Raw genomic sequence first — 26,448 nt, 5'->3', positions numbered from 1 at the left:
GCCAAGGCGCGCCTCACATGCAAAGTGAGTTTGACGGCGCGCATTCGGGGGATAGTCTCCCCCCATGCGCGCCGTTCTCGTTTCGACATCCCTCGCCCTGATCTGCCTCCTCGCCGCCGCGCCCGCTGCGCGCGCGCAGGACCGGGCCCCCTCCCAGACCCTGCCCGGCGAACCGCCGGCAGCGCCGCCCGGCCTGCAGGAGCGCACGCCGCCGATGGTCGTGCCCCCGCCGGACACGGGCGACGGCCCCGAAAGCCTGCCGGAGGCCTTCGGAAGCCCGCCCGCGGCCGATCCGATGCCCTCGCCGGACGAGCCCCCGGCCCGCGCGGACGAGACGCCCCGCGCGCGGCTCGACCGGCTCTTCACCGAGCTTTCGCGCGAGCCCGATGCCGAGAAGGCCAAGGCGATCGCCGGGCGCATCGAGGCCGAATGGCGCAAGAGCGGCAGCGCCACCGTCGATCTCCTGATGCAATGGGCGGCGCGGGCCATGGGCCACAAGCAGACCGCGGCCGCCTACGACATGATCGATTCGGCCCTCGTCCTCGCGCCGGACTACGCGGAAGCCTGGAACCGGCGAGCGACGCTGAATTTCGCGACGGACCAGTGGGGCAAGTCGCTCGCCGACATCGAGCAGACCCTGTCGCGCGAGCCGCGCCATTTCGGAGCGCTGGTCGGGCTGGGCCTCATCCTGGAGCGCATGGGCCGCAAGGAACGCGCGCTCGAGGCCTACGCGCGGGCGCTCTCAGTCTATCCCACGCTGAAATCGGCGCAGGACGCCGTCGCCCGCCTCTCCGACGAGCTGCTGGGGCCGACGCTGTAGGCCGCAAAGGGTCGCAGCGAACCGGCGGAGGGCAAAGGAAAGCCGGCCGCCGGGTTTTCCCGGGCGGCCGGCCGGAGGCTTGTCGCAAGGGATCTCAGACGGCGGAGAGGCCGTCCGAACCGATATAGGCGATGCGCAGCATGTTGGTGGCGCCGGGCGTGCGCAGCGGCACGCCGGCGGTCACGATCAGGCGCTCGCCGGCCCGCGCGTAATTCTCCTGAACGGAGATGCGGCAGGCGCGGTCGACCATGTCGTCGAGATTCTGCGCGTCTTCCGTCACCACGCAATGCAGGCCCCAGACCAGCGACAGCCGGCGGGCCGTGCGCACGACCGGCGTCAGCGCCAGGATCGGAATCTGCGGACGCTCGCGCGCGGTGCGAAGGCCCGTCGTGCCCGTCGCCGTATAGGTGACGATGACGGAGACGCCGAGCGTCTCGGCCATCTGGCGCGCCGCCAGCGAGACCGCGTCCGCGCCGGTCGGCTCGGGATCGGGGCGCTGGGCGAAGATGATGCCGGGATAGAGCGGGTCCTTCTCGACCCGCTGGGCGATGCGGTCCATCATCGACACCGCCTCGACCGGATAGTCGCCGGCGGCCGACTCGGCCGAGAGCATGATCGCGTCGGCGCCCTCGTAGACGGCGATGGAGACGTCCGAGACCTCGGCGCGCGTCGGCACGGGCGCGGTGATCATTGATTCCAGCATCTGCGTGGCGACGACCACCGGCTTGCCGGCCTTGCGGCAGGCGCGGGTGATCTGCTTCTGGATGCCGGGCACCATTTCCAGCGGCAGCTCGACGCCGAGATCGCCGCGCGCCACCATGATGGCGTCGGAGAGTTCGATGATCTCGTCGAGACGCTCGACGGCCTGCGGCTTCTCGATCTTGGCGAGCAGGAAGGCGCGGCCGCGCGCGATCTTGCGCGCCTCGGCCAGATCGTCCGGGCGCTGGATGAAGGAGAGCGCCACCCAGTCGACATTCTCGGCGAGCACCGCGTCGAGATCGCGGCGGTCCTTCTCGGTGAGGGCGCCCGTGGCGATCGTCGTGTCGGGCAGGCTCACGCCCTTGCGGTCGGAGATCTTGGTGCCGGCGACGACGACGCAGCGCAGCCGCTTGCCGTCCGACTCCAGGCAGCGCAGTTCCAGGCGGCCGTCGTCGATGAGCAGCCGGTGGCCGGGCTTCACCGCCTCGAGGATCTCGGGATGGGGCAGGTTCACGCGGGTCTGCGAGCCGAGCGCGGGATCGTCGTCCAGCGTGAACTCGTCCCCGGCGGAAAGCTCGATCTTGCCGTCCTGGAACTTGCCGACGCGCAGCTTCGGTCCCTGAAGGTCGGCGAGGATGCCGATCGGGCGGCCGACGGCCTCCTCCACGTTGCGGATGCGCTTGACGAGCTCGCGCATCAGGTCGTGGTCGGCATGGCTCATGTTGATGCGGAACACATCGGCACCGGCCCGATGCAGCTTCTGGATCATCTCTTCCGAGGAAGAGGCCGGCCCCAGCGTAGCCAGGATCTTGACGCGACGATTTCGTCTCATTGCGTATCCGCACCCTCGCGCGGAGCCTCGGTCAGCTGAACCATCCAGCTGCCTTGCTCGCCGGTGTCATACTCTCGGAAGCCCATCTTCTGATAGCCCCGTTTGAAGCAATCCTTCACCCCGGCGATCTTGAACTCGTTCTCCGCGATGCAGAGATCGACGGGGCCGGCCCAGCGCCCGGCGCCGTCGGCGTCCTCGGCGTAGAGATAGTAGTAGCGCGAGGCGAGCGGCCCCTCGATGATCGACTTGCAGGTCGTGGCGGGAATGCGCCACCAGCCTTCCGAGGTCCAGCCCGCCTCGGCCCGGTAGCCGATGGCAACGCCCACCAGCGCCTTCGTGCCGTTGCAGACGCGGAAATCGGCCTTGGCCGTTCCCGTCCCGACGAAGGTGGCGAGCCCGCAACCGGCAAGGAGGGAGAGGGCTCCGACGCCGAGGCGGCGGCGTGAACGCGATGTCATGTCGGCAGTCCTTGAGAAGCGATTCGGCGACGTCTGGATGAGGCGTTGATGCGCTGCGGCAGTCTTCGCACAGGCAGGGGACGTGTCAACGCGGCGGGGGCGATCATCGGCCGCGAACCTCGCTCGCGGCGACGGCCGGCGGGACGACGGGCGCCCGCGGCCGCGCCACGAAGATGCCGGCCAGGATCAGGAGACCGCCGGCGCCCTGCGCCAGCGACAGGCTCTCGCCGGCGAAGAGATAGGCGAAGAGGGCGGCCGCCACGGCCTCGGCGAAGATGACCAGCGAGGAGAAGGAGGCCGAGAGCGCGCCGAGCGCGAAGGCCAGAAGCCCCTGCCCGCCGGCATGGCTGACGGTGGCGAGCGCCGCGAGATTTGCCGCGCCCGAGGCACCGGGCGGCAGCAGCCTCTCGCCGGCCAGAAGCGCCGCCACGAGCAGGACGGCCGAGGTGATGGCGGTGGAGCGGAAGGTGATGGCGCCCGCCCCCATCGTGCGGCGCGCCTCGCGCACGGCGAGGAAAAAGAGCCCGAAGAAGAACGAGGTGAGAAGGCCGTAGAAGTCGCCCATGGCGCCCTGCCCGAGGCTTCCCGAATGGAAGACGAGGAGAGCGGCCCCCGGCAGGCAGACGAGAAGGCCGAGAAGCGTCGTCGGCGCGACGCTCTCGGCGATGGTCACCCGTGACAGCAGCGCCACCCAGAAGGGCGCGAGACAGGCGAGGAACGTGGCATTGGCGATCGACGTGTCGCGGATGGCGAGGTGCCAGAAGAGGAGGTCGCCGGAGAAGAACAGTCCGGCAAGGAGAACGGGTGCGCGCAGCCGCGCCTTCGGGCCAGCCGGCGGCTCGGATGGAGACGCCGCGCCGTGCCGGCCTTCCCAGACCGCCCAGAGCGCCAGAAGCGGCAATGCTCCGAACACGCGCCAGAAGGCACTGGCGAAGGGGCCGACCTCGGCATTGCGCACGAAGACGGGCGAAAGGCCCATCGCGGCCGCCCCGACGAGGAGGGCCGCGACGGCAAGGCCGCCGCCGACCGCGGCGCGCGCGCCGACCGGCGGTCTCTCAGCTCCGGCGGCACTGTCGTCGGTCAGGGTCAATCGCTTGTCCTCGCGAGGAAACGGCGGCGAGACGCGGCGGATCTCGATCGAGGCTCGGGCGCCCGGCGCGCGCCCTCCTTAGACCATCGCCGCGCCGAATTCGACCGCGATGCGCGGCTGGCGCGAACGGCACGCGGCGCTTGATGCGGGCGGGTCGAGGCTCGATATGCACGTATACCCGGGACAAAACAGGAGACGAGGCCATGGACGACCTCACAGAAGACCAGCGCCGAGACTACGAGGCCGCCGCCTTCCGCCGCCTCGTGGCCCATCTGCGCGAGCGCCACGACGTGCAGAACATCGACCTGATGAACCTTGCGGGCTTCTGCCGCAATTGCCTGTCGAACTGGTACCGCGAGGCGGCGGAAGCGGACGGGACGGCCCTGTCCAAGGAAGGATCGCGGGAGATCGTCTACGGAATGCCCTACGAGGAATGGCGCCGCCTCCACCAGAACGAGGCCACGCCCGAGGCCGCGACCGCCTTCGCCGCGCGCTCCGAACACTGAGGTCGGCCGTTCGGCACGACGCCGGCCCCGCCGCGAATGCGCGCCCCGTCCAGGGACGCGCAAGCTCCGCACCATTCAAAGAATCGATTCGACCTGATAGGGCACCGTCCTTCGACCGAACGCCCTCATGCGGAGACCCATGCCATGTCCGATGTCACCGACGTCACCGATGTCGCCCAGGACCAGCTCCGCTCCTTCGTGGAGCGCATCGAGAGACTGGAAGAGGAGAAGAAGACGATCGCCGACGACATCAAGGACGTCTATGCCGAGGCCAAGGGCAACGGTTTCGACACCAAGGTGCTGCGCAAGGTGATCTCGCTGCGCAAGCAGGACGTGAACGAGCGGCAGGAACAGGAGGCGATCCTCGACCTCTACCTGCAGGCGCTCGGCATGGCGCCCAGCCTCTCCGACGCCTGAGGCCGCGAGCGGCGGCGCGAACGAAGACGGCGGTCATAGGGGGCGGCCGACGTCTGCCGCCCGACCGGACCGTCCAGGGGGAAGGCCCGCCCGTCCGACAGCCGCTCATCCGCATGTCCGGCGGCGCGTCGGCCGGACAACGCCCGGTTGGACGTTTTTCGACACTTCGGCCCTCCATCGCGCGCCGCGACCGACACCGGACCGGACCCTGCGACGTTTCGCCACGGAAGGGCAGACCGGCGTCCCGACGGTCGGAGCGAGACTTCGAAAGCGCCGATCAGCCGGTGTCGCAAAAGCGTCGCAAGCGCGGAACGCCCTTCCGACGGCCGTGACGAACCATCCCGAACGCCAAAACAGAAAAACCCCCGACGCGGAGCGCCGGGGGCGGGACTGGCGGGACTGTTCGGACCCGATCGGGCCGCTCAGCGGCCGCGACGGCGCTTGTGGCCGAGGCCCATCTGCTTGGCGAGGCGCGAGCGGGCGGCCGCATAGTTCGGCGCGACCATCGGATAGTCGGCCGGCAGGTCCCACTTCTCGCGATAATCCTCGGGCGACAGGTTATAATGCGTCATCAGGTGACGCTTCAGAGATTTGAATTTCTTACCGTCTTCCAGGCAGATGATGTAGTCGTCCGTCACGGACTTCTTCACCGGAACTGCCGGCTTCGGCTTCTCCGCCTGCGGGGCTGCGGGCGCGACCGTCGTGCGACCGAGCGCACCGTAGACGTCCGAGATGAGAGCCGGGAGTTCGGAGACCGGTAGCGAATTGTTGCTGACATAGGCGGCCACCACTTCGGCGGTCAGACCCATCAGCATCTCGTTGTTGTCGACCGATTCAAGCTGTTCCATCTGTCCCTCAATCATCAATGACATTTACGTAAGCCTCGCATACCACTTTCGGGCACGCCGCCAAGCTATATGTGTACCTGTATTGGCCCGGCAATACTTGATGTCAAGTATCGACGCAACAATTCCACTGGTCATCCGGACTGCGAAGGATCGCGGCGCTTCAAGACGCGTCGCCTACGACGGCGCGCCGTTACACAACCGGCGGCAGGGAGGACGCGGCAGTCGCCAAGCATTCCTGAAATATGATGCCCGCGAGGCGAAACACATCGCATACTGTTCAACTTCTCGCGAAGTCGAAAGCGGTCATTCGCCCGCCTTAGCTCCATTCGTCCGGACGGTGGTCATACCAGTAAAGCTTGACCTTCGACGACTGAAGGCGAGACGTCAAAACCTTGGCGCGGACTGCCGCAACCTGCGTGATGCTCAGTCGTTCTTGCCAATAATTGAGGCCGGCCTGTCACAATATACAACCTTCCCGCGTCTGGAGCATCCGCTCTCCGGCAGCGCTCCAAGCAAACGACGAGGCCGCCGAGCCATATCGAAACAAGCGGCGACCGCTGGTTCCCATCCGGGATCGGCCTGCGAGGATCTCGACAATTGTCGGTATGGCTCTCGCTTCGTCGTTGCTCGGCGGAAGATTTCATCCCGTCCTGCAACGGCTGGCGAGATCGCAGGGAGCGATCGAGAGGGAATGCTGGTCGAACTGGGTCAGCGAGACCGCCATCCACCCGTCACGTCCAGAGACGGTCTATGCCACCTTGGATTGTACGATACTGATCCGGCCGCAAGGGGGTCGCCGGCCCGGCGACTGCGGGGTGCATGGCCGTCGGATGCGCGGGGACGGCCCGCTTCGTCGCCTCGGCCGCCGGAGCGCCAAGCCGCTGGCGCGACGGCGGAGACCGAGTTGCAGCATCAGGCGCCATCGGCGTCGGCGACCGGCCCGCACGGATCCCGCCCCTGGTCGGGCAAGTCCGCCTGCGAGAGAGAACCTCCGGCCGCCGACGAAAGCGAAGATGGCCCGAAAAGAAACGGCCCCGCCTCGAACGAGGCGGGGCCGCTGAAATATCAGGAGGGCGCGTCGGTCAGTCGAGCCGGGCCACGGGCAGGAAATTCACCGCCTTGCCGGCGAAACGATCGCTCTTGCCGCTCGCCGGCTCCGAGGAGAAGCCGCCGACGAAGACCGTGCCCGGCTTCTCGCCCACGAGACGGTCGGCGCTCGGCCGTTTCATCGTCTCGACCGCGCGCGCCTGCGGGTCGGTGACGATGGCCGCGAGCGCGATGCGCTGTGCGATCGCATCCTGCGGATCGATCACGTTCGCCTTCGGCTGGACCTCGGCGAGGCTGTCGGCGGGACCGACGCGGCCCGACTTGCCGGATCCGTTCGGGGCGGCCTTCGCGGCGGGCGCTGCGGCCCGCGCCGGCTTGCGCACCTCGTTCGAGGCCGTCTTGAGAAGGGCGGGCGTCGGCACTGCGGCCGCGGCGACGCGGGCGGCCGGCACGGCGAGAGCGGGCTTGGCCGAAGCTGCCACAGGCCGCTCGCTCGGCGTGATGGCCGCGACGGTCGCCTTGAGGCTTTCGGCGCTCGCCTGCGGTTCCAGCGCCGCTTCCTTCATCACGCTGGCGAAGGGCGGGCGCTCGCGCGGCATCGGCACGGCATAGGCCATCTGACCGCTCGCGACCGTTTCCTTGGCCTGCTTGTCCAGCGCGGCGACGAGGCTCGCGACGGAATCGACGCGCTTTTCGACGATCGGATCGGTGGGCACCGGCACGGCCGGCACCGGGACGCTCGCGGCGCTCGCCATCTGGACGGGCGCGGGCGCCGCTTCGAGAGCGCGCACCGGCGCGAAGGTCGGCACGGGCACGCGGGTCAGCATCGCGACCTCGGTCTCGGCCTGCGTGTCGGGCTTGGCCTCGGGTTCGACGGCGCGGGGCGCCGGGGCGCCCGTGTCGAACGTATCGGGCACGCCGACGGCGGCGCCGTTCGGCAGCTTGGCGGGCGGCACGGGCTTGGCGGCGGCGACTGCCGTCGCGGGCGTCTCGACGGCGCGCTCGCGCACCTTCGGCGCGGCCGGCGCCGGGGTCGCCACGGCCTCGGCCTCGTCGTCCGCCTCGTCGGCCCCCCCGCCGAAGAGCATGGCGAGGAAGCTCCGGCCGCCGCCGCCGCCCGAGGCGCTGGCATTGGCGACTTCGAGCGAAGCGGCCCCGCGGCGCTGCTTGTAGGAGGCCAGCGCCTGCTGGTAGCCCGGCAGCGGCTTGCCGTCCGAGGGCACGTGGATCGTGTTGCCGTTCGGGAAGACGGCCATCAGCTCGCGCCGGTTCATGCGCGGCCAGTGGCGGGCATTGCCGACGTCGAAATGGACGAAGGGCGAGCCCGAGCGCGGATAGAAGCCGACGCCGCCCACCTGCATCTTCAGGCCGATGGCGCGCATCTTGGACAGCGGCACGTCGGGGATGAAGAAGTCGAGCGCCTTGCCCGCGGTGTGCTGGCTCTCGCGGGCGACGCCCGAGGAGCGCGAGCGCAGCATGGCGTTGGTGGCGGGCGAGCGGTAGCCGCAGATCACGTTGATGTAGTCGCGCGAGCCGGACTGCCGGTAGGCTTCCCAGATCAGGTCCATGAGCTGCGGGCTCATGCTCGTCGCCTTGGCCTTGCGCCAGTCGCGCATGAACCAGTTGATGCGCTTCAACTCGCCCTGGTCGTAGCGACCGTTCTTCTTGTAGGCGAAGCTCGCGCGCTCCTTGGTATGAAGGTTGTAGAAGCGCAGCGTCCGGACCTCGGCGCTCGCCGCCTGCGTCATGACCCCGAGAGCCATGATCGCTGCGGCCGTCGCCATCGCGATGCGCCAGCCCTTAAGGCCCGCGCCAGCGGTTCGTCCGAACATGCGCTATCCCCCTCATCTTCGCGGCGCGGTGCCGGGAGGTCCCCGGACCGCCACGCGCAGATCGTTCCCGTCCTGCCACAGTCCAGATTGAATCAGACTGCGGCACCATGATGACACCCGAAGCGCCGTCCCACGATTCTTCAAGAAAAGCGTTAAGCCTCCATTAAGCCTAACCTAGTCTTGCAGAGCGCAAGCACGTCGCCGCCCCGTTCGAGCCGGGCGTCGGTCCCGGGAGAGATGGTGTCGTCTCAGACGAGGTCGATCTTGTGATCGCGCATTTTCCTGTACAATGTCGAGCGTCCGATGCCGAGCCGGCGCGCGGTTTCGCTCATCCGCCCCCGGTAGCGGGCGATCGCGGCCCGGATCACGTCCCCTTCCACCGCCTCGAGCGTGCGGATCTCCCCGTCCGGCCCGCACAGGTCGATCGGCAGGACGAGCCCGCCCGCGCCCCTGGCCGGCACGGCCGTCTCGCGATCGGCCTCAGCCCCCGGCCGGCCGGCCGGCGGGAGTTTCGCGCGCGCCTCCCCGCCCACGCCGATCGCGTCGCGGACCTGCGGAAAATCTTCGACCGTGAGCACCTGCGCGTCCGCCAGCACCGCGGCGCGGTGGAGGACGTTCTGCAGCTGGCGGATATTGCCGGGCCAGTCGTAGGCTTCCAGGAGCGCCCCGGCCTGCGCGTCGAGATGGAAGCCGCGCCCGTCCCGCGCGTGTCGGGCGAGGATCGACCGGGCGAGAGGCGCGATCTCTTCCCGCCGCTCGCGCAGCGGCGGAACGGTCAGTTCGAGGACGGCGAGGCGATAGTAGAGATCCTGGCGGAACGTCCCCGTCTCCACCGCCGCGGCGAGGTTGCCGTTGGTGGCCGAGACGACGCGCACGTCGACCGCGACGCTGCCCCGGGCGCCGACCGGATCGACCGCGCCGTCCTGAAGGACGCGCAGGAGCTTCACCTGCGCCGCGAGCGGCAGTTCGGCGATCTCGTCGAGGAGCAGCGTCCCGCCGTCGGCTTCCACGAAGCGTCCGGGCTGAGCTTCGCGGGCGTCCGTGAAGGCGCCCTTGGCATGGCCGAAGAGGATGCTCTCCACGAGATCGGCGGGCACGGCGCCGCAGTTCACCGCGACGAAGGGCCGTGACGCGCGCGGGCCCGCAGCATGGATCGCGCGGGCGAGCCATTCCTTGCCCACGCCCGTCTCGCCGCCGATGAGGAGCGGAATGGACGAGCCGGCCGCGCGCTCGGCCATGGCGAGGAGCGGGCGCATGGCGGGGCCGGCATCGGGCATGTCGAGCGGCGGGCGGTCCGGCAAGGCCTGCGAAGCGGCGCCTGCGGCATGAGCCCGGCCGCCGGCGCGGCTGAGCCGCACCGCCGCGTCGATGGCGAGCGCCATGCGCTCGGGGCTCGCGGGCTTCACCACGAAGTCGAAGGCCCCGGCGCGCATCGCCTCCACCACCGTCTCGAGCGAGCCCTTGGCGGTCTGCACGACGACGGGCACCTGGATTCCGGCCGCGTCCATCTCGCGCAGCACCTCCAGCCCGCCCAGATCGGGCATCACGAGATCGAGCACCATCGCCCCGATCTCCTGGGCCTTGGCGCGCAGCAGCGTCAGCGCGGCGGCCCCGCCCGAGCAGACGAGCGGCGTCAGCCCCATGCGCGAGACCTGTGCGTCCAGCAAGCGACGCTGTATAGGATCGTCATCGACGATGAGGACCATTTCGGTCATGCCAGCCGCCTGTTCCCTGCGCTATCTCGATACGTGCCAATCTGGCACGAAGGGCGTGAAGGCCGGCTGAAGCGGCACGGACAACGGTATCTTCCAAACTCCCGATCTTTTGACCGAAGACATAGAGAGACGCTTTCCCAAGGGCGTCGCAACCAGACGAGACCGATTGCATGATCCCGATCCTGCGGATTCTACGCTCTGCCCTGGAGGCAGCCGGCGGGCTGACCGAAACCCTTCCCGAATGGAACCTCGACGATCTCTACCCGTCGATGGACAGTCCGCTGCTCGCCGAGGACCTGTCGCGCGCCGGGCTCGAGGCCGCCGCCTTCCAGGCCAGGTGGCGCGGCACGCTCGCAGGGGTCGCGGCCTCTCCGGCGGGCGGGCTCGGCGAGGCGCTGAAGGAGTTCGAGGCGCTGGAGGACCTTCTCGGCCGCATCATCTCCTATGCCGGCCTCGTCTATTCCGGCGACACGTCCGATCCGGTGCGCTCCAAGTTCTACGGCGACGTGCAGGGCAGGATCGTCGACATCTCCGCCCGCCTCCTGTTCTTCCCGCTGGAACTGAACCGCGTCGACGACGCGGCGATGGACGCCGCCATGGAGCGCGACCCCGCCCTCGCCCATTACCGGCCGTGGATCGTCGACCTGCGCAAGGACAAGCCGCACCAGCTCGAGGACCGGGTCGAGGAACTGTTCCACGAGAAGTCGATGACCGGGGGCTCGGCCTGGAACCGCCTCTTCGACGAGACGATGACGGCCCTGCGCTTCACCGTCGACGGCGACGACATGGCGCTGGAGGCCACGCTGAACCTCCTGCAGGATCCCGAGCGCGAGACGCGCCGCAAGGCGGCGGTCGCGCTCGGCAACGTCTTCTCGCAGAACCTGCGCACGTTCACGCTCATCACCAACACGCTCGCCAAGGACAAGGAAATCTCCGACCGCTGGCGCGGCTTCTCGGACGTCGCCGACTCGCGCCATCTCGCCAACCGCGTCGAGCGCGGCGTGGTGGATGCGCTGGCGGCGGCCGTCGCCGACGCCTATCCCGCGATCTCGCATCGCTACTACGCGATGAAGGCCCGCTGGCTCGGCCTCGACCGGCTGGAACACTACGACCGCAACGCGCCGCTGCCCAACCAGTCGCGCCGCGACATCTCCTGGGGCGAGGCGCGCCGCACGATCCTGGAGGCCTATGCCGGCTTTTCGCCCGACATGGCCGAGATCGCCGAGCGCTTCTTCGACCGCGGCTGGATCGACGCGGCGAACCGGCCGGGCAAGTCGCCGGGCGCCTTCGCGCACCCGACCGTGCCGAGCGTGCACCCCTATGTTCTCATCAACTACATGGGCAAGCCGCGCGACGTGATGACGCTCGCCCACGAGCTCGGCCACGGCGTCCATCAGGTCCTGGCCGGTCGGCAGGGCGCGCTGATGGCCGCGACGCCGCTGACGCTGGCCGAGACCGCCTCCGTCTTCGGCGAGATGCTGACCTTCCGCTCGCTGCTCGACGGGGCGCGCACCCCGCAGGAACGGCGCACCCTGCTCGCCTCCAAGGTGGAGGACATGATCAACACGGTGGTGCGCCAGATCGCCTTCTACGAGTTCGAGCGGGCGCTCCACACCGAGCGGCGCGAGGGCGAGCTGACGGCCGAGCGCATCGGCGAGCTCTGGCTGGACGTGCAGGGCCGCAGCCTCGGGCCGGCGATCCATCTCGGCGCGGGCTACGAAACGTACTGGACCTATATCCCGCACTTCGTCCACTCGCCCTTCTACGTCTACGCCTACGCCTTCGGCGACTGCCTCGTGAACTCGCTCTACGCCGTCTACCGGCAGTCCGAGAACGGCTTCCAGGAGAAGTATTTCGAGATGCTGACGGCGGGCGGCACCAAGCACCATTCGGAACTGCTGCGCCCCTTCGGCCTCGACGCCTCCGACCCGGCCTTCTGGTCGAAGGGTCTGGCCGTCATCTCCGGCTTCATCGACGAGCTGGAGGGCATGGAGCCCTGACGGACCAGGGCCGGCGGGGCCGTCAGGCGAACCCGTCGCCCCATTCCGCCCGCCGGGCCGCCCGGAAGGCCTCGCCCTCGCGCCGCGTGACGAGGCGTTCGCCGCAGCGCCCGTCACTGCGGCAGAGCTTCAGCTGAACCTTGCCGCTGCCGGCGCGCGGCGGCGCCAGGACGCGCGCGGCCGGCGGCTCGCCGGGCCTGCGGGCGGCGGCGAGATAGACGAACTTCTCGTCCTCGAAGGGCACGTCGGCCTCCTTGGCGAGGCGGTGCAGGCGCGAGCGCGGCAGGCGCTCGGCGAAGTGGCACCAGTCGGGCGCCGCGAGCGGACAGGCCAGCGCGTGCGGGCACGGGGCGAGGATCGACGCGCCGGCGCGCAGCAGCCGGTCGCGCGCGGCGAGGATGCGCCGCCAGCCGGCGGGCGTGCCGGGCTCCACGAGGAGAAGCGCCTCGCCGCAGGCCTGCCAGAGCGAATCGACCAGCGCGCCCTGCTCGCCGGGCGACAGTTCGTCGAGCAGGTAGGTTGCCGTCACGAGGTCGGCCCGCCCGGGCGTGCCGTATCGCAGGTCCCGCGCCTCGTAGCGCGCGCTCACCGTCGGCAGGCAGGCGAGAAGGCGCTCGCCGAGCGCGCGGATCGGCGCGCTCGCCTCCACCAGCCGTGCCTCGCCGAGCCCGGGCCAGAGGTCCTGCGCGGCATGCAGCACCGTGCCGGGGCCGGCGCCGATGTCGAGAAGGCTCGCGGGCGAGACGTCGGGGCGCGCTTCGGCCAGCGCCGACAGGCTGGCGCGGACGGCGGCATAGGTCGCGGGAAGGCGCGTCGCGAGATAGGCCATGGCGAGGAGGTCGTCCGACAGGTGCAGGCGCCCGTCGCGCGTCTCGGCCCGGTAGCGCGCCGAGAGCGCGAAACCCGCCGCCTTCAGGTCGGCGAGCGGCACGGGGTCGAGAAGGTCGGCGATCGCCTGGCGGAGGGGGGCGGGAAGATCCATGCCGCTTCCTTGCCCGGCCATCGCCCGGAAGTCACCTGCCGGCCCCGTCCGCGCACGGGAACACATGAGAGGGCTGCAGCGCCTCCCCTTTTATTTGACAGCGAACTGGTCTAGCCGCTGAGCATCGCCGGCCGCGTTCGGCCTGCCACGCCACAGGGAAGAAGACACGATGGCCAAAGAGAAGCATCCGGTCCACGGCAAGATCACCGGCCCGATCGTCATGATCGGCTTCGGATCGATCGGCAAGGGCACGCTGCCGCTCATCGAGCGCCATTTCGAATACGACCGCTCGCGCTTCACCGTCATCGACCCGCTCGACCGCGACAAGGCGCTGCTCGACGAGCGCGGCGTCCGCTTCGTGCAGGAAGCCGTGACGCGCAAGAACTACGTCGATCTCCTGACGCCGCTCCTCACCGAGGGCGCCGGCCAGGGCTTCTGCGTGAACCTCTCGGTCGACACCTCGTCGGTCGACCTCATGCGCCTGTGCCGCGAGCTCGGCGTCCTCTACATCGACACCGTGGTCGAGCCCTGGCTCGGCTTCTATTTCGACGAGACGCTCTCCAACGCCGACCGCACGAATTACGCGCTGCGCGAGACGCTGCGCAAGGAGAAGCGCAAGAACCCCGGCGGCACCACGGCCGTCTCCACATGCGGCGCCAATCCGGGCATGGTCTCCTGGTTCGTCAAGCAGGCGCTCGTCGACATCGCCCGCGACACCGGGCTCGACTTCGAGGAGCCGGCCACGTCCGACCGCGAGGGCTGGGCCAAGCTGATGAAGAAGGTCGGCGTCAAGGGCATCCACATCGCCGAGCGCGACACGCAGGTCGCCGCCAAGCCCAAGCCGCGCGACGTGTTCTGGAACACGTGGTCGGTCGAGGGCTTCCTCTCCGAGGGCATGCAGCCGGCCGAGCTCGGATGGGGCACGCACGAGAAGTGGATGCCCAAGAACGCCAAGGAGCACAAGAAGGGCTGCCAGGCCGCGATCTACCTGGAGCAGCCGGGCGCCAACACGCGCGTACGCTCCTGGTGCCCGACGCCGGGCGCCCAGTACGGCTTCCTGGTGACGCACAACGAGTCCATCTCGATCGCGGACTACTTCACCCACCGCAACAAGGAGGACGAAGTCACCTATCGTCCGACCTGCCACTACGCCTACCATCCCTGCAACGACGCCGTCCTGTCGCTGCACGAGCTGTTCGGCGCCGCAGGCAAGATCCAGCCGCAGCACCACGTGCTCGACGAGAACGAGCTGGTCGAGGGCATCGACGAGCTCGGCGTCCTCCTCTACGGCCACGAGAAGAACGCCTACTGGTACGGCTCGCAGCTCTCGCTGGAAGAGACGCGCCGCCTCGCGCCCTATCAGAACGCGACGGGCCTGCAGGTCACCTCGGCCGTGCTGGCCGGCATGGTCTGGGCGCTGGAGAACCCGGAGGCCGGCATCGTCGAGGCCGACGAGATCGACTACAAGCGCTGCCTCGAGGTGCAGAAGCCCTATCTCGGCCCGGTGAAGGGCTACTACACCGACTGGACGCCGCTGCAGGACCGGCCGGGCCTCTTCCCCGAGGACATCGACGACAAGGATCCCTGGCAGTTCCGGAACATTCTGGTTCGCTGATCGTTCTTCGCTCGGCCGTGGTTCTTGCCATGGCCGAGCTTTCTCGCTGCGACGGCAGCGGGGACGCTCCGAACGGAGCCCATCGCCGGCTCCCATGGAGAAGCCGATGAGTGACACCGACGCGAAGCGCCTGGTGGTCGAAGAGGTGATGGAAGCGGTGATGGCAGGCCGGCAGGGCGCCATCGCGAGGCATTTCGGACCCGGCGCTGTGTTCAACCAGCGCATGAATGCAGGCACGGACGCGCCCTGGTACGGGCGTCTCGAAGGCGAGTTCCGCCTGCATGGCGAGGAAGAAGCCAAGGCCTTCCTGGACGAGCTGATCCGGCGCACCTCCTACATTTCCTACGAACAGCGCGGCATCCTCGTCGAGGACGACTGCGCCGCCAGCCGCTGCAACTGGACGCGGCTCGACGAGAAGACCGGCACGCTCATCACCGGCACGACCATGTACTGGTTCGCCTTCACGAGCGACGACCGCATCCGCTCCATCGAGACGATCGGGTCGATCCATTCCGTCATCCCCTCGCGGCGCCTGGAAGCGGCGCAGTAGCTTGGCCCTGTGAGGCGGATCGAGGCGCGCGGACGGCGAAACGAGAATCGTTCCAGTCCGCCGTTGCGTCTCGGCGAGCCTGTCCCATCTATCGCCGGCAAGGTCCGTGGGTGAGGGTCGTGCGTCGTCGGACGGCCGGCCTTTGCCGGGGAGTTCGCGTCGCCGCCGGGGCGGCGGGACCTTCGCCTCACCCGCGATCCTTGCTAGACCCGCTCGCCCGTGTCGCCCTCCGGCGCCGCGGGCTCTATCTTGTGCGTCGGCGCCCCGTCAGCGCCCGAAGGAGTTCTCCCATGCGCCGCCTCGCCATCCTCCTCCTTCCGATCGCGCTGGCCGCCTGCCAGACCGGCAGCCAGATCGCCCAGGTGCAGCCGGCAGCGCCTGCCGGCGTCGAGGGCCGCTGGGCGTCGACCGCCGGCCCGGTCGCCTACAACGCCACCTTCCGCAACGGCCAGTTCCAGTCGGTCGAGAGCAAGACCAGCGCGCTCCTGGCGTCGGGCACCTACAGCCAGATCGCGCCCGGCCAGATCACCATCACCTACACGTCCGAGACGACGCGCCAGCGCGTGGCGGCGAACTGCAATCAGGTCCAGCCGGCGCGCCTCTCCTGCTCCTCGTCGAACGGCTCGACCTTCGACCTCGTGCGCGCCTGAGCCCGCCAAGGGCGACCTTGCGCCGCGCCTTCGGCGCCTGCCGCCGGCGGCGCCGAACCCTATAAACGGACATGCCCGGGGCCCGCATGGGCGCCGGGATCCATTCCTATGTCGAGGATGCCATGAACGCGCTGACGAAGACGGTCGCCGAACGGAGCGTGGGGCCCCTGCCCGCCGGACACCCGCCCGTGAAGAAGCCGCGGATCGGCGTACTCCTCGTCAATCTCGGCACGCCCGACGGCACCGACTTCAAGCCGATGCGCCGCTATCTCAAGGAGTTCCTCTCCGACAAGCGCGTCATCGAATGGCCGCGCGCGGCCTGGTACCCGATCCTCTACGGCATCGTCCTCAACACGCGGCCGAAGAAGTCCGGCGCGGCCTATGCGCAGATCTGGAACAAGGAGCGCAACGAGTCGCCGCTGCGCACCTTCACCCGGGCGCAGGGCGAGAAGCTCGCCATCCGCATGGCCGGCCAGGGCGAGGTCGCGGTGGACTGGGCCATGCGCTACGGCACGCCCTCGATCGCGGAGCGCACGGACGCCCTGATGGCGCAGGGCTGCGACCGCATCCTCGTCTACCCGCTCTACCCGCAATATTCGGCCTCCACGACCGCGACGGTGAACGACAAGTTCTTCGAGCACATGCTGGGCAAGCGCTGGATGCCGGCGGTGCGCACGGTGCCCGCCTATCACGACGAGCCCGTCTATATCGATGCGCTCGCCCGCTCCATCGAGACCCATCTCGCCACGCTCGACTTCGAGCCCGAGCGCGTCCTCGCCTCCTATCACGGCATTCCGCAGAGCTATTTCCGCAAGGGCGACCCCTATCACTGCCATTGCCAGAAGACATCGCGCCTTCTCGAGGAGCGTCTCGGCTGGCCGAAGGGACGCCTGATGACGACGTTCCAGTCGCGTTTCGGCCCCGAGGAATGGCTGCAGCCCTATACGGACAAGACCGTCGAGGCGCTGGCCAAGGAGGGCGTGAAGTCGATCGCCGTCCTCAATCCCGGCTTCGTCTCCGACTGTCTGGAGACGCTGGAGGAGATCGCCGGCGAAGTCGGCGAGATCTTCCACCATGCGGGCGGCGTGAACTTCAGCCACATTCCCTGCCTCAACGATTCGGAGCCGGGCATGGACGTGATCGAGGCCATGGTGCGCCGCGAGCTGAAGGGCTGGCTCGACTGACAGGCCGGGACGGTCGAGCCTCGTGCCCCGCGCGCAAGGCTCGATCCATGATGCGGGAGGATAAGGCGGAGGCGATCCCTGCGCCGCGTGAGGCGAGGGGCGCGTGCCGACCGTCCGGCCAGCCGAAGGCCCTGCGATGCGAACCTTCCCCTGCCTGCCGCCCCCGAGGCTCGCCGCCGCCGGGCTGGCGATCCTCGCGCTGGAGCTCTGGGCGGGCGCGGCGCTCGGCCAGACGTCCATGCTCGACGAGTTGCGCAGGCAGAGCGGACCCTTGCGCGAGGGGCCGGCCGAGGACACCGATCTGTCCACTACCGGGCAGATCGGGCCGCTCCGGACGCTCGCACCCGCCCGCCAGACCCTTGCGCCCCGCGCGGACATCCGCCCCGAGCCCGAGCGCGAGCCGGCCGAGGACGAGACGCCCGAGCCCAGGCGCCGCACGTTCGATCTCTTCGCGGCTCCCGAAACGCCGACGGCGAACGCTCCGGCGCGCCTCAACCCGCGCACGCGCGCCACGGCGCGGGCGAGCGCGCGCACCGGCGCCCCCCTCGCCGCCGAGGACGACGGCGCCGCGGTCCCGTTCGCGGAGCCGGAGGCGGCGACGGGGCTCGGCCTCGTGCAGCCGCCCAACCCGCCGCTGGCCGCCGGCATCGCCGACGAGGTGCAGTTCGGCTTCGACTCGCGCCGGGCCGGGCGCACCAGCACCGCGCTGGAACAGACGCTGCGCCGCCCGCAGGGCGATCCCTTCGCGCCCGTCGGCCTCTCCGCGGGGCGCTTCATCCTCTATCCCGAACTCATCCAGACGCTCGGCATCTCCTCCAATCTGGAGGACGAGCCGGGCGGCCGAAGCGGCTTGTTCAGCGAGACGAGCCTCAACGCCCGCCTCCTGTCGGATTTTTCCGCCGACGAGGCCGAACTGAACGCCGGGCTCACCTGGCGCCGCAACTTCGCCGGCGAGCCCGAGAACGACCCGCGCGCCACGCTCGACGGCCGCTACCGGCTGGAGATCGACCACCTGACGCGCGCCACCGTTCGCGGCGCGCTCGAATACCGGCAGGAGGACGCCTCCGACATCGCGAGCGCGCTCGACGGCACCGCGTTCGGCACGGAGCGGGTCGACCGCTTCCTCGGCTCGGTCTCCGGCGATCTGGAGCGCGATCTCGGCCGCTTCGCGCTGCGCGGCACCGGCACGATCGCGCGCTCCAGCTACGGCGACAAGCCGCTGCCGCAGGACGACGACTACACGACTCTGACGGCGGGGCTGCGGGCCGGCTACACGCTCTCCCCCGCGCTCCAGCCTTTCGTGGAGGCGAGCCTCGGGCGGCGCCTGTTCGACGAGGACCAGCCCTTCGGCGCGGCGTCGCCGGGGCGCGATTCGCTGATCCCGTCTGTGCGGGCGGGGCTTGCGCTCGATCTGTCGGAGAAGCTCGCCGGGGAACTCGCGCTCGGCTATGCCGCCAACCGCCCGGACGACGACGGCGCGCGCGACACGTCCGCCCCCACGATCGACGCCTCGCTCGCCTGGTCGCCGCAGCGCGGCACGGACGTCACGCTGGGGCTTCGCACCGCGTTCCAGCCGGACTTGTCGAGTTCGGCGGCGGAAGTCGACTACGAGGGGAGCCTCGGCCTGCGCCACATCCTGACGGCGCGCACGGACCTCAACGGCGCGCTGACCCTGCGCTACGCCGATTCCACCCGCGATGCCGACGACGAGACGACCTATTCGGCCGAGGCGGGCTTCACCTACTGGATCAACCGCAACGCCGCGTTCACCGGCCTCGTGTCGCAGTCCTTCCTCGTCGGCGCGACGAGCGCCGACGACTATTCGGCCACCGGCGCCCGCCTCGGCGTGAAGCTGCAGCGCTGACGGATGTCGCGGCAGGGCCCTGCCCCGCCGCGAAACGCCTCCGCCCTACTCGGCGGCGTTGCGCACCGAGACCGGCTCGACGGTCTCGAGCAGGCGCTCGATATTGCCGATGACCTTGTCGCGGATGTCCGAACGCCAGAGCGCGAAGGCGACATTCGCCTCGATGAAGCCTTCCTTCGTGCCGCAGTCGAAGGTGCGGCCGGAGAAGGGCAGCGCGCTGAAGCTCTGCTGGGCGGCGAGCTTGAGCATGCCGTCCGTCAGCTGGATCTCGTTGCCCGCGCCCTTCTCCTGCATCTCCAGGATCTGGAAGATCTCGGGCTGCAGGATGTAGCGGCCGGAAATGTAGAAGTTCGACGGCGCGTCCGCGGGCTTGGGCTTCTCGACCATGCCTTCGATCTTGAAGCCGTTGCCGACGGTCTCGCCCTTGCCGACGATGCCGTATTTGTTGGTCTCGGCCGGATCGCACTGCTCGACCGAGACGACGTTGCCGCCGGCGATCTCGTAGAGCTCGACCATCTCGGCGAGGCAGCCTTTCTGCGCCTGCATGATCATGTCGGGCAGGAGCACGGCGAAGGGCTCGTTGCCGACGAGGTCGCGCGCGCACCAGACGGCATGGCCGAGGCCGAGCGGGGCCTGCTGGCGCGTGAAGCTCGCGGTGCCGGCGCGCGGCTGCAGGTCTTCGAGCAGCGTCAGCTCCATCGTCTTGCCGCGTTCGGCCAGCGTGTTCTGCAGCTCGTACTGGATGTCGAAATAGTCCTCGATGACGCCCTTGTTGCGGCCCGTCACGAAGATCAGGTGCTCGATGCCCGCCTCGCGCGCCTCGTCCACGACATACTGGATCACCGGCCGGTCCACGACCGTCAGCATCTCCTTGGGGATCGCCTTGGTGGCGGGCAGGAAGCGCGTGCCAAGCCCGGCGACGGGGAAGACGGCCTTGCGTACTTTCTTCATGGTCTCTCTCAGTTGGCCTCGTTGGGCGGGTCATCGTGAGCTGAGGCGTCGGCGACGCCGTCAATCCCAAGGAAACGGGCGCGACTCATCGCGCCGCGAAGGCGTGTCGCCGCCATTTGGCCGCGAAGGATTGGATAAAGACTTTCCATCGGCGGTTCGGACCGGAAACGCGGGCGAAGATGGTAAACGCTCTCTTAACGTCCTTCGCGTAGCCTCGGCGGTCCATTCTTGATTTCGTCACGGACGGGAGAACGCTCATGCCTGGAAGAACCGCATCGCGCCTTTTGCAAATCGGCTCGGCCGTCATGCTGTTCCTGGGACCCCTCGCTGCCAGCCCTGCCGCCGCCGATCCCGGCTTCACGGCCTGGATAGCGAATTTCGAAGACGTCGCTGCGAAAAGTGGCATCAATCGGTCCGTCTATCGCGCCGCCTTCGCCGGCATCACGGAACCAGACATGGAAGTGATCGAGAAAGCTCGCTTCCAGCCGGAGTTCCGCGACAAGGTTTGGGACTATATGGACAACCGCGTCAACGAAGAAACGGTTGCCGAAGGTCAGGCCATGCGCGCCCGTTACAAGCCGTGGCTCGACCGGATCGAGAAACGCTTCGGCGTGGACGAGGACATTCTTCTGGCCATCTGGTCGATGGAGACCAATTACGGTAAGGCGCTGGAGCGACCCGACGTCATGCGCAACCTGCCGCGCTCGCTCGCGACGCTGGCCTATCTCGACAAGAAGCGCGCGGGCTTCGCGCGCCAGCAGCTCATCGCGGCCTTGAAGATCGTGCAGGCCGGCCACGTCTCGGCCAAGGGCCTCATCAGCTCCTGGGCCGGCGCCATGGGCCACACCCAGTTCATCCCCACGAGCTATCTGGCCTATTCCGCCGACATGGACGGCGACGGCCATCCCAATATCTGGGGCTCGGTCCCCGACGCGCTCGCCACCGCCGCCAACCTCCTGCGCAAGAACGGCTGGCAGTCCGGCAAGACCTGGGGCTACGAAGTGATCGTGCCGCCCTCCTGGCGCGGCAAGGGCGAGCGAGAGAACCGCACGCTCGGCGCCTGGGCCAAGCTCGGCTTCAAGCGGCCGGACGGCCAGCCCTTCTCCAGCCCGGGCGACCGCGGCAACCTCTACCGCCCGGCCGGAGATTCGGGCCCGGCCTTCCTTCTGACCAAGAATTTCTTCGTCCTGAAGGCCTATAACAACGCCGACAAATACGCGCTGGCCGGCGGCCTCCTCGCGGACCGCATCGCCGGCTATCGCGGGCTCGCGATGGACTGGCCGCGCGGCTACACGCCGCTCTCGGTCGCCGAGCGCCAGGAGCTGCAGAAACACCTGACGAGCCGCGGCCTTTATGATGGCAAGATCGATGGTAAGATAGGTTCGGGATCGAAGACCGCGATCATGTCGCTCCAGGGCCAGGCCGGCCTGTCGCCCGACGGGAACGCCTCCAAGGCGCTTCTGGACTTCCTCAGAGGGAACTGACCGCATGATGCAGGGGAAGACCGCAGGGCGGGTCCGGCGAACGATCGTCTCGGCGATCGCCCGCACGCTCTGCGTCTCCCTTGCCGCGGGCCTCCTGCTGCAGCCCGAGGCCTCGCAGGCGCAGGAGCGCTCGCGAACCGTCTTCGACATGCTGTTCGGCGGTCCCTCGGACCGTCGTCCTCCGCCCGGCGTCACCGTGCGCGGTCGGGTGGGAGAGCGGCCTCCGCCGCGCGCGGCGACGCGCCCCCGCAAGGCCTCGCCGGCCACCACCGCCGCGCGCGGACGCAAGGCCAAGCCCGCAGCCCCCGCCCGCGCCGCGAGCCGCCGCGGCGCTGCCGCGGCCTCCGTCGCCGCGGCGGCCACCGCCGCACCGGAAACGCCCGAGAAGGTGGCGGACGCGCGCAAGATCCTCGTCGTCGGCGACTTCATGGCCGACGCGCTGGCCGACGGCCTGCGCAACAGTCTCGCCGACGATCCCAACCTCGTGGTCGTGGAGAAGAGCGAAGGCTCCTCCGGCCTCGTGCGCACCGATCACTTCGACTGGGGCAAGGAACTCTCCGGCATCGTGGAGGCCGAGAAGCCCGACGTCATGGTGGTGATGATCGGCTCCAACGACCGACAGCCCATCGAGACGGGCGGCGCCAGCCTGCAGCCGCGCTCGGACGGCTGGGTGGAGGCCTACAAGGGTCGCATCGCGGCGATCGTCGATCTCGCCAAGGAGCGCAAGATCCCGCTCGTCTGGGTCGGCATGCCGTCCTTCAAGTTCGACCAGATGAACGAGGACGTGGTCTTCCTGAACGATCTCTACCGCAACGCGGTGAGCGGCAACGGCGACTATGTCGATGTCTGGGACGGCTTCGTCGACGCCTCCGGCGTCTTCACCTATTCGGGGCCCGACGTCTCGGGCCAGACGGCGCAGCTGCGCAATTCCGACGGCATCACCATGACCGATGCCGGCGACGACAAGCTCGCCTTCTATGCCGAGAAGCCGATCCTGCGCCTGTTGCGCAGCGGTCCGGAGGCCCAGGCCATGCTCGCGGCCGCCCCGGCCGCCGCGCCGACGCTGGATCTGGCGTCCATCGTCGCCAAGCCGCCCATCTCCTTGAGCGATCCCTCCTTCGACGGGGGCGAGGCGCTTCTGGGGGGCGGTCCTGCCGGCAAAGGAGACGCGGGCGCCCTCTCGCCGCGCGACAAGCTGGTGCTCTCGGGCGCGGGAACCGGGCAGCTCGCCGGGCGCGCCGACAGTTTCGCCTGGAACGACAAGTCCTCGGCCGTCACCTCCTCCACGGGCGCGCCGATCGCCGCGCGCGGCTCGGTGGACCTCGACACGCTGCGCCGCGGCACGCTGACGCCGCCGCCCGAAATGCCCGACATCATGGACGCGATCATCAACGAATGGGATCGCGAGAACGCCGCCGCGCGCGGCGGCGCGGCAGGGCCTGCAGCGCCCGCCCCCGCCACGCCATAGACCGGCTGCCGCGCCGGACCGCTCGCCGCGGCGCGAGCGCGAGGCTCCGAGCCTGCGACGGGACGGACGAGCGAGGCGCCGAAGCGGCGCCCCGGCCGAGGATGCCCTAAAGCGGCAGCGTCGTCGTGCCCATCAGGTCGAGATCGATCGCGCGGGCCGCCTGGCGCCCCTCGCGGATCGCCCAGACGACGAGCGACTGGCCGCGGCGCGCGTCGCCGGCGGCATAGACCTTGTCGACGGAGGTCAGGTAGCCCGTGTCGTCGGCGGCGATCGCCCAGTTGCCGCGCCGGTCGCGCTTCGTCTGTATCCCCTGCCCCGCATCGGCGAGGAAACCGTCTTCCAGCGGCCCGGCAAAGCCGATGGCGATGAAGGCAAGATCGGCCTTGATGACGAATTCGGTGCCCGCGATCGGCTTGCGCGAGGCGTCGACCTCGGCGCATTTCACGCCGACGAGCTGGCCGTCCTCACCCACGAACTCGAGCGTCGCGACCTGGAACTCGCGGATCGCGCCCTCGGCCTGGCTGGAAGAGGTGCGCATCTTGGTCGCCCAATAGGGCCAGACCTCGAGCTTGTTCTCGGTCTTGGGCGGCTGCGGGCGGATGTCGAGCTGGGTCACCTTGACCGCGCCCTGCCGGAACGCCGTGCCCACGCAGTCCGACGCCGTGTCGCCGCCGCCGACGACGACGACATGCTTGCCGCCAGCCCAGATCTCCGGCCCCTGCCAGCCCGCGCTCATCACGCCCTCGCCGCCGACGCGCCGGTTCTGCTGCACGAGGTAGTTCATCGCCGGGAAGACGCCGGTGAGACCGTCCTGGGGAATGCCGCTGTCGCGCGGGGCCTCGGCGCCGCCGCAGAAGAGCACGGCGTCGTAGTCGGCCTGAAGCTCGGCGACCTTCTTGTGCCGGCCGATCTCGACGCCGCAGAAGAAGGTGACGCCCTCGCCCTTCATCTGCTCGACGCGCCGGTCGATCCAGTGCTTCTCCATCTTGAAGTCGGGAATGCCGTAGCGCAGGAGGCCGCCCGGACGGGACTCGCGCTCGAAGACATGCACCTCGTGGCCGGCGCGGCCGAGCTGCTGGGCCGCCGCCATGCCGGCTGGGCCCGAGCCCACCACCGCCACCTTGCGCCCGGACTTCTCCTTGGCGGGCTGGGGCTTGATGAGGCCGAGCTGATAGGCCTTGTCGGCGATCGCCTGTTCCACCGTCTTGATGGCGACCGGCGTGTCCTCGAGGTTCAGCGTGCAGGCCTCCTCGCAGGGCGCGGGGCAGATGCGACCGGTGAACTCGGGGAAATTGTTCGTGGAATGAAGGTTGCGCGCCGCCGTCTCCCAGTCGCCCTGGTAGACGAGGTCGTTCCAGTCGGGAATCTGGTTGTGCACGGGGCAGCCCGTCGGGCCGTGGCAATAGGGAATGCCGCAATCCATGCAGCGCGCCGCCTGCTTGCCGACCTCTTCGTCGGACATGGGCAGCGTGAACTCGCGGAAGTGACGGATGCGATCGGACGCCGGCTGGTATTTGTGCGTCTGGCGATCGATCTCGAGGAAGCCAGTGACCTTACCCATGCGCCAAACCCTCCGAACGCCCTGATCCGTCCCGCCTGCTCCTCCGGCGGGAGGCGAATGGCGCGGGCGGAACCCCCTCCGCCTTACACCAAGCCGCCCGGCGTGAGAACGCGGCGAGACTTCGCAAGCGCGAGGCTCCGCCGCGATCCTCCCACCGAAGGAACGGGAAATACGTCAGCACTCCTGCCCTAATCCGCCGGCGATCGCAAGGGCAATGTCGCATGACCGCACCGGATCGGCCGCACGCGGCGCAGGCGGGGGCGGACGATGAAGCGCGCGCCTGGAGGGAGGCGGACCGGACGGACGGCCCGCGCCGTCCTCACTGCGGGCTTGTGGACTGAAAGCTCGGGCGGGATGAGACCGCCGACCACCAGTCCGACAGGCCGGGCAGCGCGAGGAACTCGTCCTTGTGCGGGGTCATCGCGATATAGGCCACGAGCGGCGCGACGTAGAGGTCGGCGACGCTGATCGTGTCGCCGGCGATGAAGGCCGAGGTGACCCGTATCGCCATGATCTCGGAGAGGACCTTGCGGGCCTTCTCGATCCCGTCGCGATGGGCCGCCTCGTCCTTGCCGCCGACGAAGTCGGGGAAGAGGTGATAGGCGACGACGCCGCCGATGATCGGCCCGTAGCCGTAGGAGTCGACGATGTTGACGACCATGTCCATCCGCGCCCGCGCCTTCGGATCGGCAGGGATCAGCGAAGCGCCCGGCAGCACCGTGTCGAGATACTGGCAGATCGCCGCCGTCTCGATCACCTTGAAGCCGTCATGCTCCAGCACCGGCACCTTGCCGAACGGATGGCGCTTCAGATGCTCCGCGCTCTTCGGCTCGCCTTCGAGCACGTTCACCGGATCCTGCGCGTAGTCCGTCACGCCTTTCTCGGCGAGCAGCATGCGCACGGTGCGGACATAGGTCGAGCCGTCGAAGCCGTAGAGTTTGATATCCGTCATGAAGGTCTCCCGTCGGCCGCGAAAACGGGCCGCGCAGGCGATATAGGCGCCGGACGCCGGGCGGCGACGGGATCACGCCGACGATCGCGGCGGGAGCCAGTTCTCGATCGCCAGTCCCGGCACACGCTCAAATTCGCCGGTATTGTCGGTGACGAGTGTCGCACCGAGCGCAAGAGCGTGGGCGGCGACGAGATAGTCGTTCGCGCCGATGGGACGCCCCACCCGTTCGAGGTCGGCGCGGATGCGCCCGTAATGTGTATCGGCCGGGGGGCTCCAGGCCTCGACCGGCAGGAACGCCAACAAGCGTTCGAACGCCTCTCTGTGCCGCGACGAACCGCTCTTCTCGATGCCGAAGCGGATTTCGGCCGCGACGATCACGCTGATGGAGACGGACCGCGATACCGCTCTCTCCTCCAGACGGCGGGCAACGAAACCGGTCGGCTCGCGCATGAGATGCGCGACGATGTTGGTATCGAGATGAAAGCTCATCTGCGACCATCGTCTGCCTCGAAGGCGAGCGGCCCCACGGGCTCGGGAAACGGGTCGTCGATCTCGAAGTGCGGCAGATCGACCGGCTCCATGGTCCGCAGATAGGCCACGAGGTCGCGCACGGTGGTGACGGTCTTCGGGTCCACCGGCGTCAGGAGAAGCCTTCCGTCGACGAGCGAGATATCGACCTCGTCGCCCGGCAGTTCCAACTCGTTCGGGATGCGGACGATCTGGCTGCCCCGCTCGCGGCTGATCTTCACGCGCTGGCTCATTGCGGACCTCCAGACGACCGCCCGTCGGCAGGACACAGGCGAGCGGCGGCCGAACCCGGGCATGGACAAGCCTAGCGAGGGCCGCGTCCGCCTTCAAGGCGTGCGCCCCGGGACGTCCGGAAGACGCCTCGGCACGATCGCGCAGGCGATCGTGCCGAGGTC

Annotated in this window: 23 protein-coding genes; 11 read left to right on the top strand and 12 right to left on the bottom strand. The window is 69.2% G+C overall.

Annotation, left to right across the window (positions count from 1 at the left end):
* Nucleotides 1-64: 64 nt before the first annotated feature.
* Nucleotides 65-820 (top strand): tetratricopeptide repeat protein, encoded by a 756-nt coding sequence (locus tag ASG48_RS05315; protein ID WP_244486768.1) that lies wholly within the window; start codon nucleotides 65-67, stop codon nucleotides 818-820.
* A 94-nt stretch (nucleotides 821-914) separates the two neighbouring features.
* Here the strand turns inward: ASG48_RS05315 and pyk are convergent, their stop codons facing one another.
* The 3 genes from pyk to ASG48_RS05300 all read right to left on the bottom strand — a co-directional run bounded on the left by pyk (nucleotide 915) and on the right by ASG48_RS05300 (nucleotide 3,899).
* Entirely contained in the window at nucleotides 915-2,351 is a 1,437-nt protein-coding gene (gene pyk, locus ASG48_RS05310) for a pyruvate kinase (RefSeq protein WP_055846363.1), read from the bottom strand.
* Nucleotides 2,348-2,809 carry a DUF1036 domain-containing protein gene (locus ASG48_RS05305; RefSeq protein ID WP_055846360.1) on the bottom strand — a complete coding sequence of 154 codons (462 nt, stop codon included), beginning with the start codon at nucleotides 2,807-2,809 and terminating at the stop codon, nucleotides 2,348-2,350. Before ASG48_RS05305 ends, pyk begins: the two co-directional genes overlap by 4 nt.
* Before the next feature lie 103 nt (nucleotides 2,810-2,912).
* Nucleotides 2,913-3,899, bottom strand: a complete 987-nt coding sequence (locus tag ASG48_RS05300; protein ID WP_244486767.1) for a DMT family transporter — start codon at nucleotides 3,897-3,899, stop codon at nucleotides 2,913-2,915.
* A 203-nt stretch (nucleotides 3,900-4,102) separates the two neighbouring features.
* On the opposite strand from ASG48_RS05300, the gene ASG48_RS05295 reads away from it, so the two are divergent.
* A complete protein-coding gene (locus tag ASG48_RS05295; RefSeq protein ID WP_055846357.1) occupies nucleotides 4,103-4,405 on the top strand; it encodes a DUF1244 domain-containing protein in 303 nt (100 codons plus the stop codon).
* Nucleotides 4,406-4,549: 144 nt separating this feature from the next.
* The gene (locus ASG48_RS05290; RefSeq protein WP_055846354.1) at nucleotides 4,550-4,822 is read left to right on the top strand and encodes a DUF2312 domain-containing protein; all 273 of its coding nucleotides are present in this window, start codon (nucleotides 4,550-4,552) and stop codon (nucleotides 4,820-4,822) included.
* A 422-nt stretch (nucleotides 4,823-5,244) separates the two neighbouring features.
* Here the strand turns inward: ASG48_RS05290 and ASG48_RS05285 are convergent, their stop codons facing one another.
* The 3 genes from ASG48_RS05285 to ASG48_RS05275 form a co-directional block, all read right to left on the bottom strand.
* Nucleotides 5,245-5,670 carry a MucR family transcriptional regulator gene (locus ASG48_RS05285; protein WP_055846351.1) on the bottom strand — a complete coding sequence of 142 codons (426 nt, stop codon included), beginning with the start codon at nucleotides 5,668-5,670 and terminating at the stop codon, nucleotides 5,245-5,247.
* Nucleotides 5,671-6,752: 1,082 nt separating this feature from the next.
* Entirely contained in the window at nucleotides 6,753-8,549 is a 1,797-nt protein-coding gene (locus ASG48_RS05280) for a DUF882 domain-containing protein (RefSeq protein WP_082529261.1), read from the bottom strand.
* A gap of 248 nt (nucleotides 8,550-8,797) precedes the next feature.
* Nucleotides 8,798-10,264 (bottom strand): sigma-54 dependent transcriptional regulator, encoded by a 1,467-nt coding sequence (locus tag ASG48_RS05275; protein WP_055846348.1) that lies wholly within the window; start codon nucleotides 10,262-10,264, stop codon nucleotides 8,798-8,800.
* Between the two features lie 170 nt (nucleotides 10,265-10,434).
* Between ASG48_RS05275 and ASG48_RS05270 the strand changes: the two genes are divergently transcribed.
* A complete protein-coding gene (locus ASG48_RS05270; protein ID WP_156381461.1) occupies nucleotides 10,435-12,264 on the top strand; it encodes a M3 family oligoendopeptidase in 1,830 nt (609 codons plus the stop codon).
* Between the two features lie 22 nt (nucleotides 12,265-12,286).
* Here the strand turns inward: ASG48_RS05270 and ASG48_RS05265 are convergent, their stop codons facing one another.
* Nucleotides 12,287-13,246, bottom strand: a complete 960-nt coding sequence (locus ASG48_RS05265; protein WP_055846345.1) for a small ribosomal subunit Rsm22 family protein — start codon at nucleotides 13,244-13,246, stop codon at nucleotides 12,287-12,289.
* 169 nt (nucleotides 13,247-13,415) lie between these two features.
* On the opposite strand from ASG48_RS05265, the gene ASG48_RS05260 reads away from it, so the two are divergent.
* The 5 genes from ASG48_RS05260 to ASG48_RS05240 all read left to right on the top strand — a co-directional run bounded on the left by ASG48_RS05260 (nucleotide 13,416) and on the right by ASG48_RS05240 (nucleotide 19,109).
* A complete protein-coding gene (locus ASG48_RS05260; protein ID WP_055846332.1) occupies nucleotides 13,416-14,861 on the top strand; it encodes a homospermidine synthase in 1,446 nt (481 codons plus the stop codon).
* 106 nt (nucleotides 14,862-14,967) lie between these two features.
* On the top strand, nucleotides 14,968-15,411 hold the full coding sequence (locus tag ASG48_RS05255) for a nuclear transport factor 2 family protein (protein WP_156381460.1): 444 nt from the start codon (nucleotides 14,968-14,970) through the stop codon (nucleotides 15,409-15,411).
* Between the two features lie 290 nt (nucleotides 15,412-15,701).
* The gene (locus ASG48_RS05250) at nucleotides 15,702-16,061 is read left to right on the top strand and encodes a hypothetical protein (RefSeq protein ID WP_055846326.1); all 360 of its coding nucleotides are present in this window, start codon (nucleotides 15,702-15,704) and stop codon (nucleotides 16,059-16,061) included.
* A gap of 122 nt (nucleotides 16,062-16,183) precedes the next feature.
* Nucleotides 16,184-17,245 (top strand): ferrochelatase, encoded by a 1,062-nt coding sequence (gene hemH / locus ASG48_RS05245; protein WP_156381505.1) that lies wholly within the window; start codon nucleotides 16,184-16,186, stop codon nucleotides 17,243-17,245.
* Nucleotides 17,246-17,381: 136 nt separating this feature from the next.
* Nucleotides 17,382-19,109 carry an outer membrane beta-barrel protein gene (locus ASG48_RS05240; RefSeq protein WP_055846322.1) on the top strand — a complete coding sequence of 576 codons (1,728 nt, stop codon included), beginning with the start codon at nucleotides 17,382-17,384 and terminating at the stop codon, nucleotides 19,107-19,109.
* 45 nt (nucleotides 19,110-19,154) lie between these two features.
* Here the strand turns inward: ASG48_RS05240 and galU are convergent, their stop codons facing one another.
* Nucleotides 19,155-20,060: a UTP--glucose-1-phosphate uridylyltransferase GalU gene (galU, locus tag ASG48_RS05235; RefSeq protein WP_055846318.1), complete on the bottom strand. Its 906-nt coding sequence runs from the start codon at nucleotides 20,058-20,060 to the stop codon at nucleotides 19,155-19,157.
* A gap of 257 nt (nucleotides 20,061-20,317) precedes the next feature.
* Here galU and ASG48_RS05230 point away from each other — a divergent pair, with 257 nt between their 5' ends.
* Together ASG48_RS05230 and ASG48_RS05225 are read left to right on the top strand one after the other, a co-directional pair.
* A complete protein-coding gene (locus tag ASG48_RS05230) occupies nucleotides 20,318-21,544 on the top strand; it encodes a lytic murein transglycosylase (RefSeq protein ID WP_055846316.1) in 1,227 nt (408 codons plus the stop codon).
* 4 nt (nucleotides 21,545-21,548) lie between these two features.
* A complete protein-coding gene (locus ASG48_RS05225; RefSeq protein WP_055846315.1) occupies nucleotides 21,549-23,012 on the top strand; it encodes a DUF459 domain-containing protein in 1,464 nt (487 codons plus the stop codon).
* 106 nt (nucleotides 23,013-23,118) lie between these two features.
* On the opposite strand, the gene ASG48_RS05220 is transcribed toward ASG48_RS05225, so the two are convergent.
* The 4 genes from ASG48_RS05220 to ASG48_RS05205 all read right to left on the bottom strand — a co-directional run bounded on the left by ASG48_RS05220 (nucleotide 23,119) and on the right by ASG48_RS05205 (nucleotide 26,286).
* Complete coding sequence (locus ASG48_RS05220) at nucleotides 23,119-24,573, bottom strand: glutamate synthase subunit beta (protein WP_055846313.1); 1,455 nt, start codon at nucleotides 24,571-24,573, stop codon at nucleotides 23,119-23,121.
* Between the two features lie 319 nt (nucleotides 24,574-24,892).
* A complete protein-coding gene (locus ASG48_RS05215; RefSeq protein ID WP_055846311.1) occupies nucleotides 24,893-25,525 on the bottom strand; it encodes a glutathione S-transferase family protein in 633 nt (210 codons plus the stop codon).
* Nucleotides 25,526-25,597: 72 nt separating this feature from the next.
* Nucleotides 25,598-26,014: a type II toxin-antitoxin system VapC family toxin gene (locus ASG48_RS05210; RefSeq protein WP_055846310.1), complete on the bottom strand. Its 417-nt coding sequence runs from the start codon at nucleotides 26,012-26,014 to the stop codon at nucleotides 25,598-25,600.
* Nucleotides 26,011-26,286 (bottom strand): hypothetical protein, encoded by a 276-nt coding sequence (locus tag ASG48_RS05205; protein WP_055846308.1) that lies wholly within the window; start codon nucleotides 26,284-26,286, stop codon nucleotides 26,011-26,013. The genes ASG48_RS05210 and ASG48_RS05205 overlap by 4 nt, the downstream gene beginning before the upstream one ends.
* Nucleotides 26,287-26,448 lie beyond the last annotated feature (162 nt).

Source organism: Aurantimonas sp. Leaf443, assembly GCF_001425575.1.
GTDB lineage: Bacteria > Pseudomonadota > Alphaproteobacteria > Rhizobiales > Rhizobiaceae > Leaf443.
This window is presented reverse-complemented; position numbering and strand designations above follow the sequence as displayed.

Bases quoted from the DNA above. Each gene is read 5' to 3' on its own strand.
- ASG48_RS05315 (WP_244486768.1), top strand. From the start codon at position 65: ATGCGCGCCGTTCTCGTTTCGACATCCCTCGCCCTGATCTGCCTCCTC.
- pyk (WP_055846363.1), bottom strand. From the start codon at position 2,351: ATGAGACGAAATCGTCGCGTCAAGATCCTGGCTACGCTGGGGCCGGCC.
- ASG48_RS05305 (WP_055846360.1), bottom strand. From the start codon at position 2,809: ATGACATCGCGTTCACGCCGCCGCCTCGGCGTCGGAGCCCTCTCCCTC.
- ASG48_RS05295 (WP_055846357.1), top strand. From the start codon at position 4,103: ATGGACGACCTCACAGAAGACCAGCGCCGAGACTACGAGGCCGCCGCC.
- ASG48_RS05290 (WP_055846354.1), top strand. From the start codon at position 4,550: ATGTCCGATGTCACCGACGTCACCGATGTCGCCCAGGACCAGCTCCGC.
- ASG48_RS05285 (WP_055846351.1), bottom strand. From the start codon at position 5,670: ATGGAACAGCTTGAATCGGTCGACAACAACGAGATGCTGATGGGTCTG.
- ASG48_RS05280 (WP_082529261.1), bottom strand. From the start codon at position 8,549: ATGTTCGGACGAACCGCTGGCGCGGGCCTTAAGGGCTGGCGCATCGCG.
- ASG48_RS05275 (WP_055846348.1), bottom strand. From the start codon at position 10,264: ATGACCGAAATGGTCCTCATCGTCGATGACGATCCTATACAGCGTCGC.
- ASG48_RS05270 (WP_156381461.1), top strand. From the start codon at position 10,435: ATGATCCCGATCCTGCGGATTCTACGCTCTGCCCTGGAGGCAGCCGGC.
- ASG48_RS05265 (WP_055846345.1), bottom strand. From the start codon at position 13,246: ATGGATCTTCCCGCCCCCCTCCGCCAGGCGATCGCCGACCTTCTCGAC.
- ASG48_RS05260 (WP_055846332.1), top strand. From the start codon at position 13,416: ATGGCCAAAGAGAAGCATCCGGTCCACGGCAAGATCACCGGCCCGATC.
- ASG48_RS05255 (WP_156381460.1), top strand. From the start codon at position 14,968: ATGAGTGACACCGACGCGAAGCGCCTGGTGGTCGAAGAGGTGATGGAA.
- ASG48_RS05250 (WP_055846326.1), top strand. From the start codon at position 15,702: ATGCGCCGCCTCGCCATCCTCCTCCTTCCGATCGCGCTGGCCGCCTGC.
- hemH (WP_156381505.1), top strand. From the start codon at position 16,184: ATGAACGCGCTGACGAAGACGGTCGCCGAACGGAGCGTGGGGCCCCTG.
- ASG48_RS05240 (WP_055846322.1), top strand. From the start codon at position 17,382: ATGCGAACCTTCCCCTGCCTGCCGCCCCCGAGGCTCGCCGCCGCCGGG.
- galU (WP_055846318.1), bottom strand. From the start codon at position 20,060: ATGAAGAAAGTACGCAAGGCCGTCTTCCCCGTCGCCGGGCTTGGCACG.
- ASG48_RS05230 (WP_055846316.1), top strand. From the start codon at position 20,318: ATGCCTGGAAGAACCGCATCGCGCCTTTTGCAAATCGGCTCGGCCGTC.
- ASG48_RS05225 (WP_055846315.1), top strand. From the start codon at position 21,549: ATGATGCAGGGGAAGACCGCAGGGCGGGTCCGGCGAACGATCGTCTCG.
- ASG48_RS05220 (WP_055846313.1), bottom strand. From the start codon at position 24,573: ATGGGTAAGGTCACTGGCTTCCTCGAGATCGATCGCCAGACGCACAAA.
- ASG48_RS05215 (WP_055846311.1), bottom strand. From the start codon at position 25,525: ATGACGGATATCAAACTCTACGGCTTCGACGGCTCGACCTATGTCCGC.
- ASG48_RS05210 (WP_055846310.1), bottom strand. From the start codon at position 26,014: ATGAGCTTTCATCTCGATACCAACATCGTCGCGCATCTCATGCGCGAG.
- ASG48_RS05205 (WP_055846308.1), bottom strand. From the start codon at position 26,286: ATGAGCCAGCGCGTGAAGATCAGCCGCGAGCGGGGCAGCCAGATCGTC.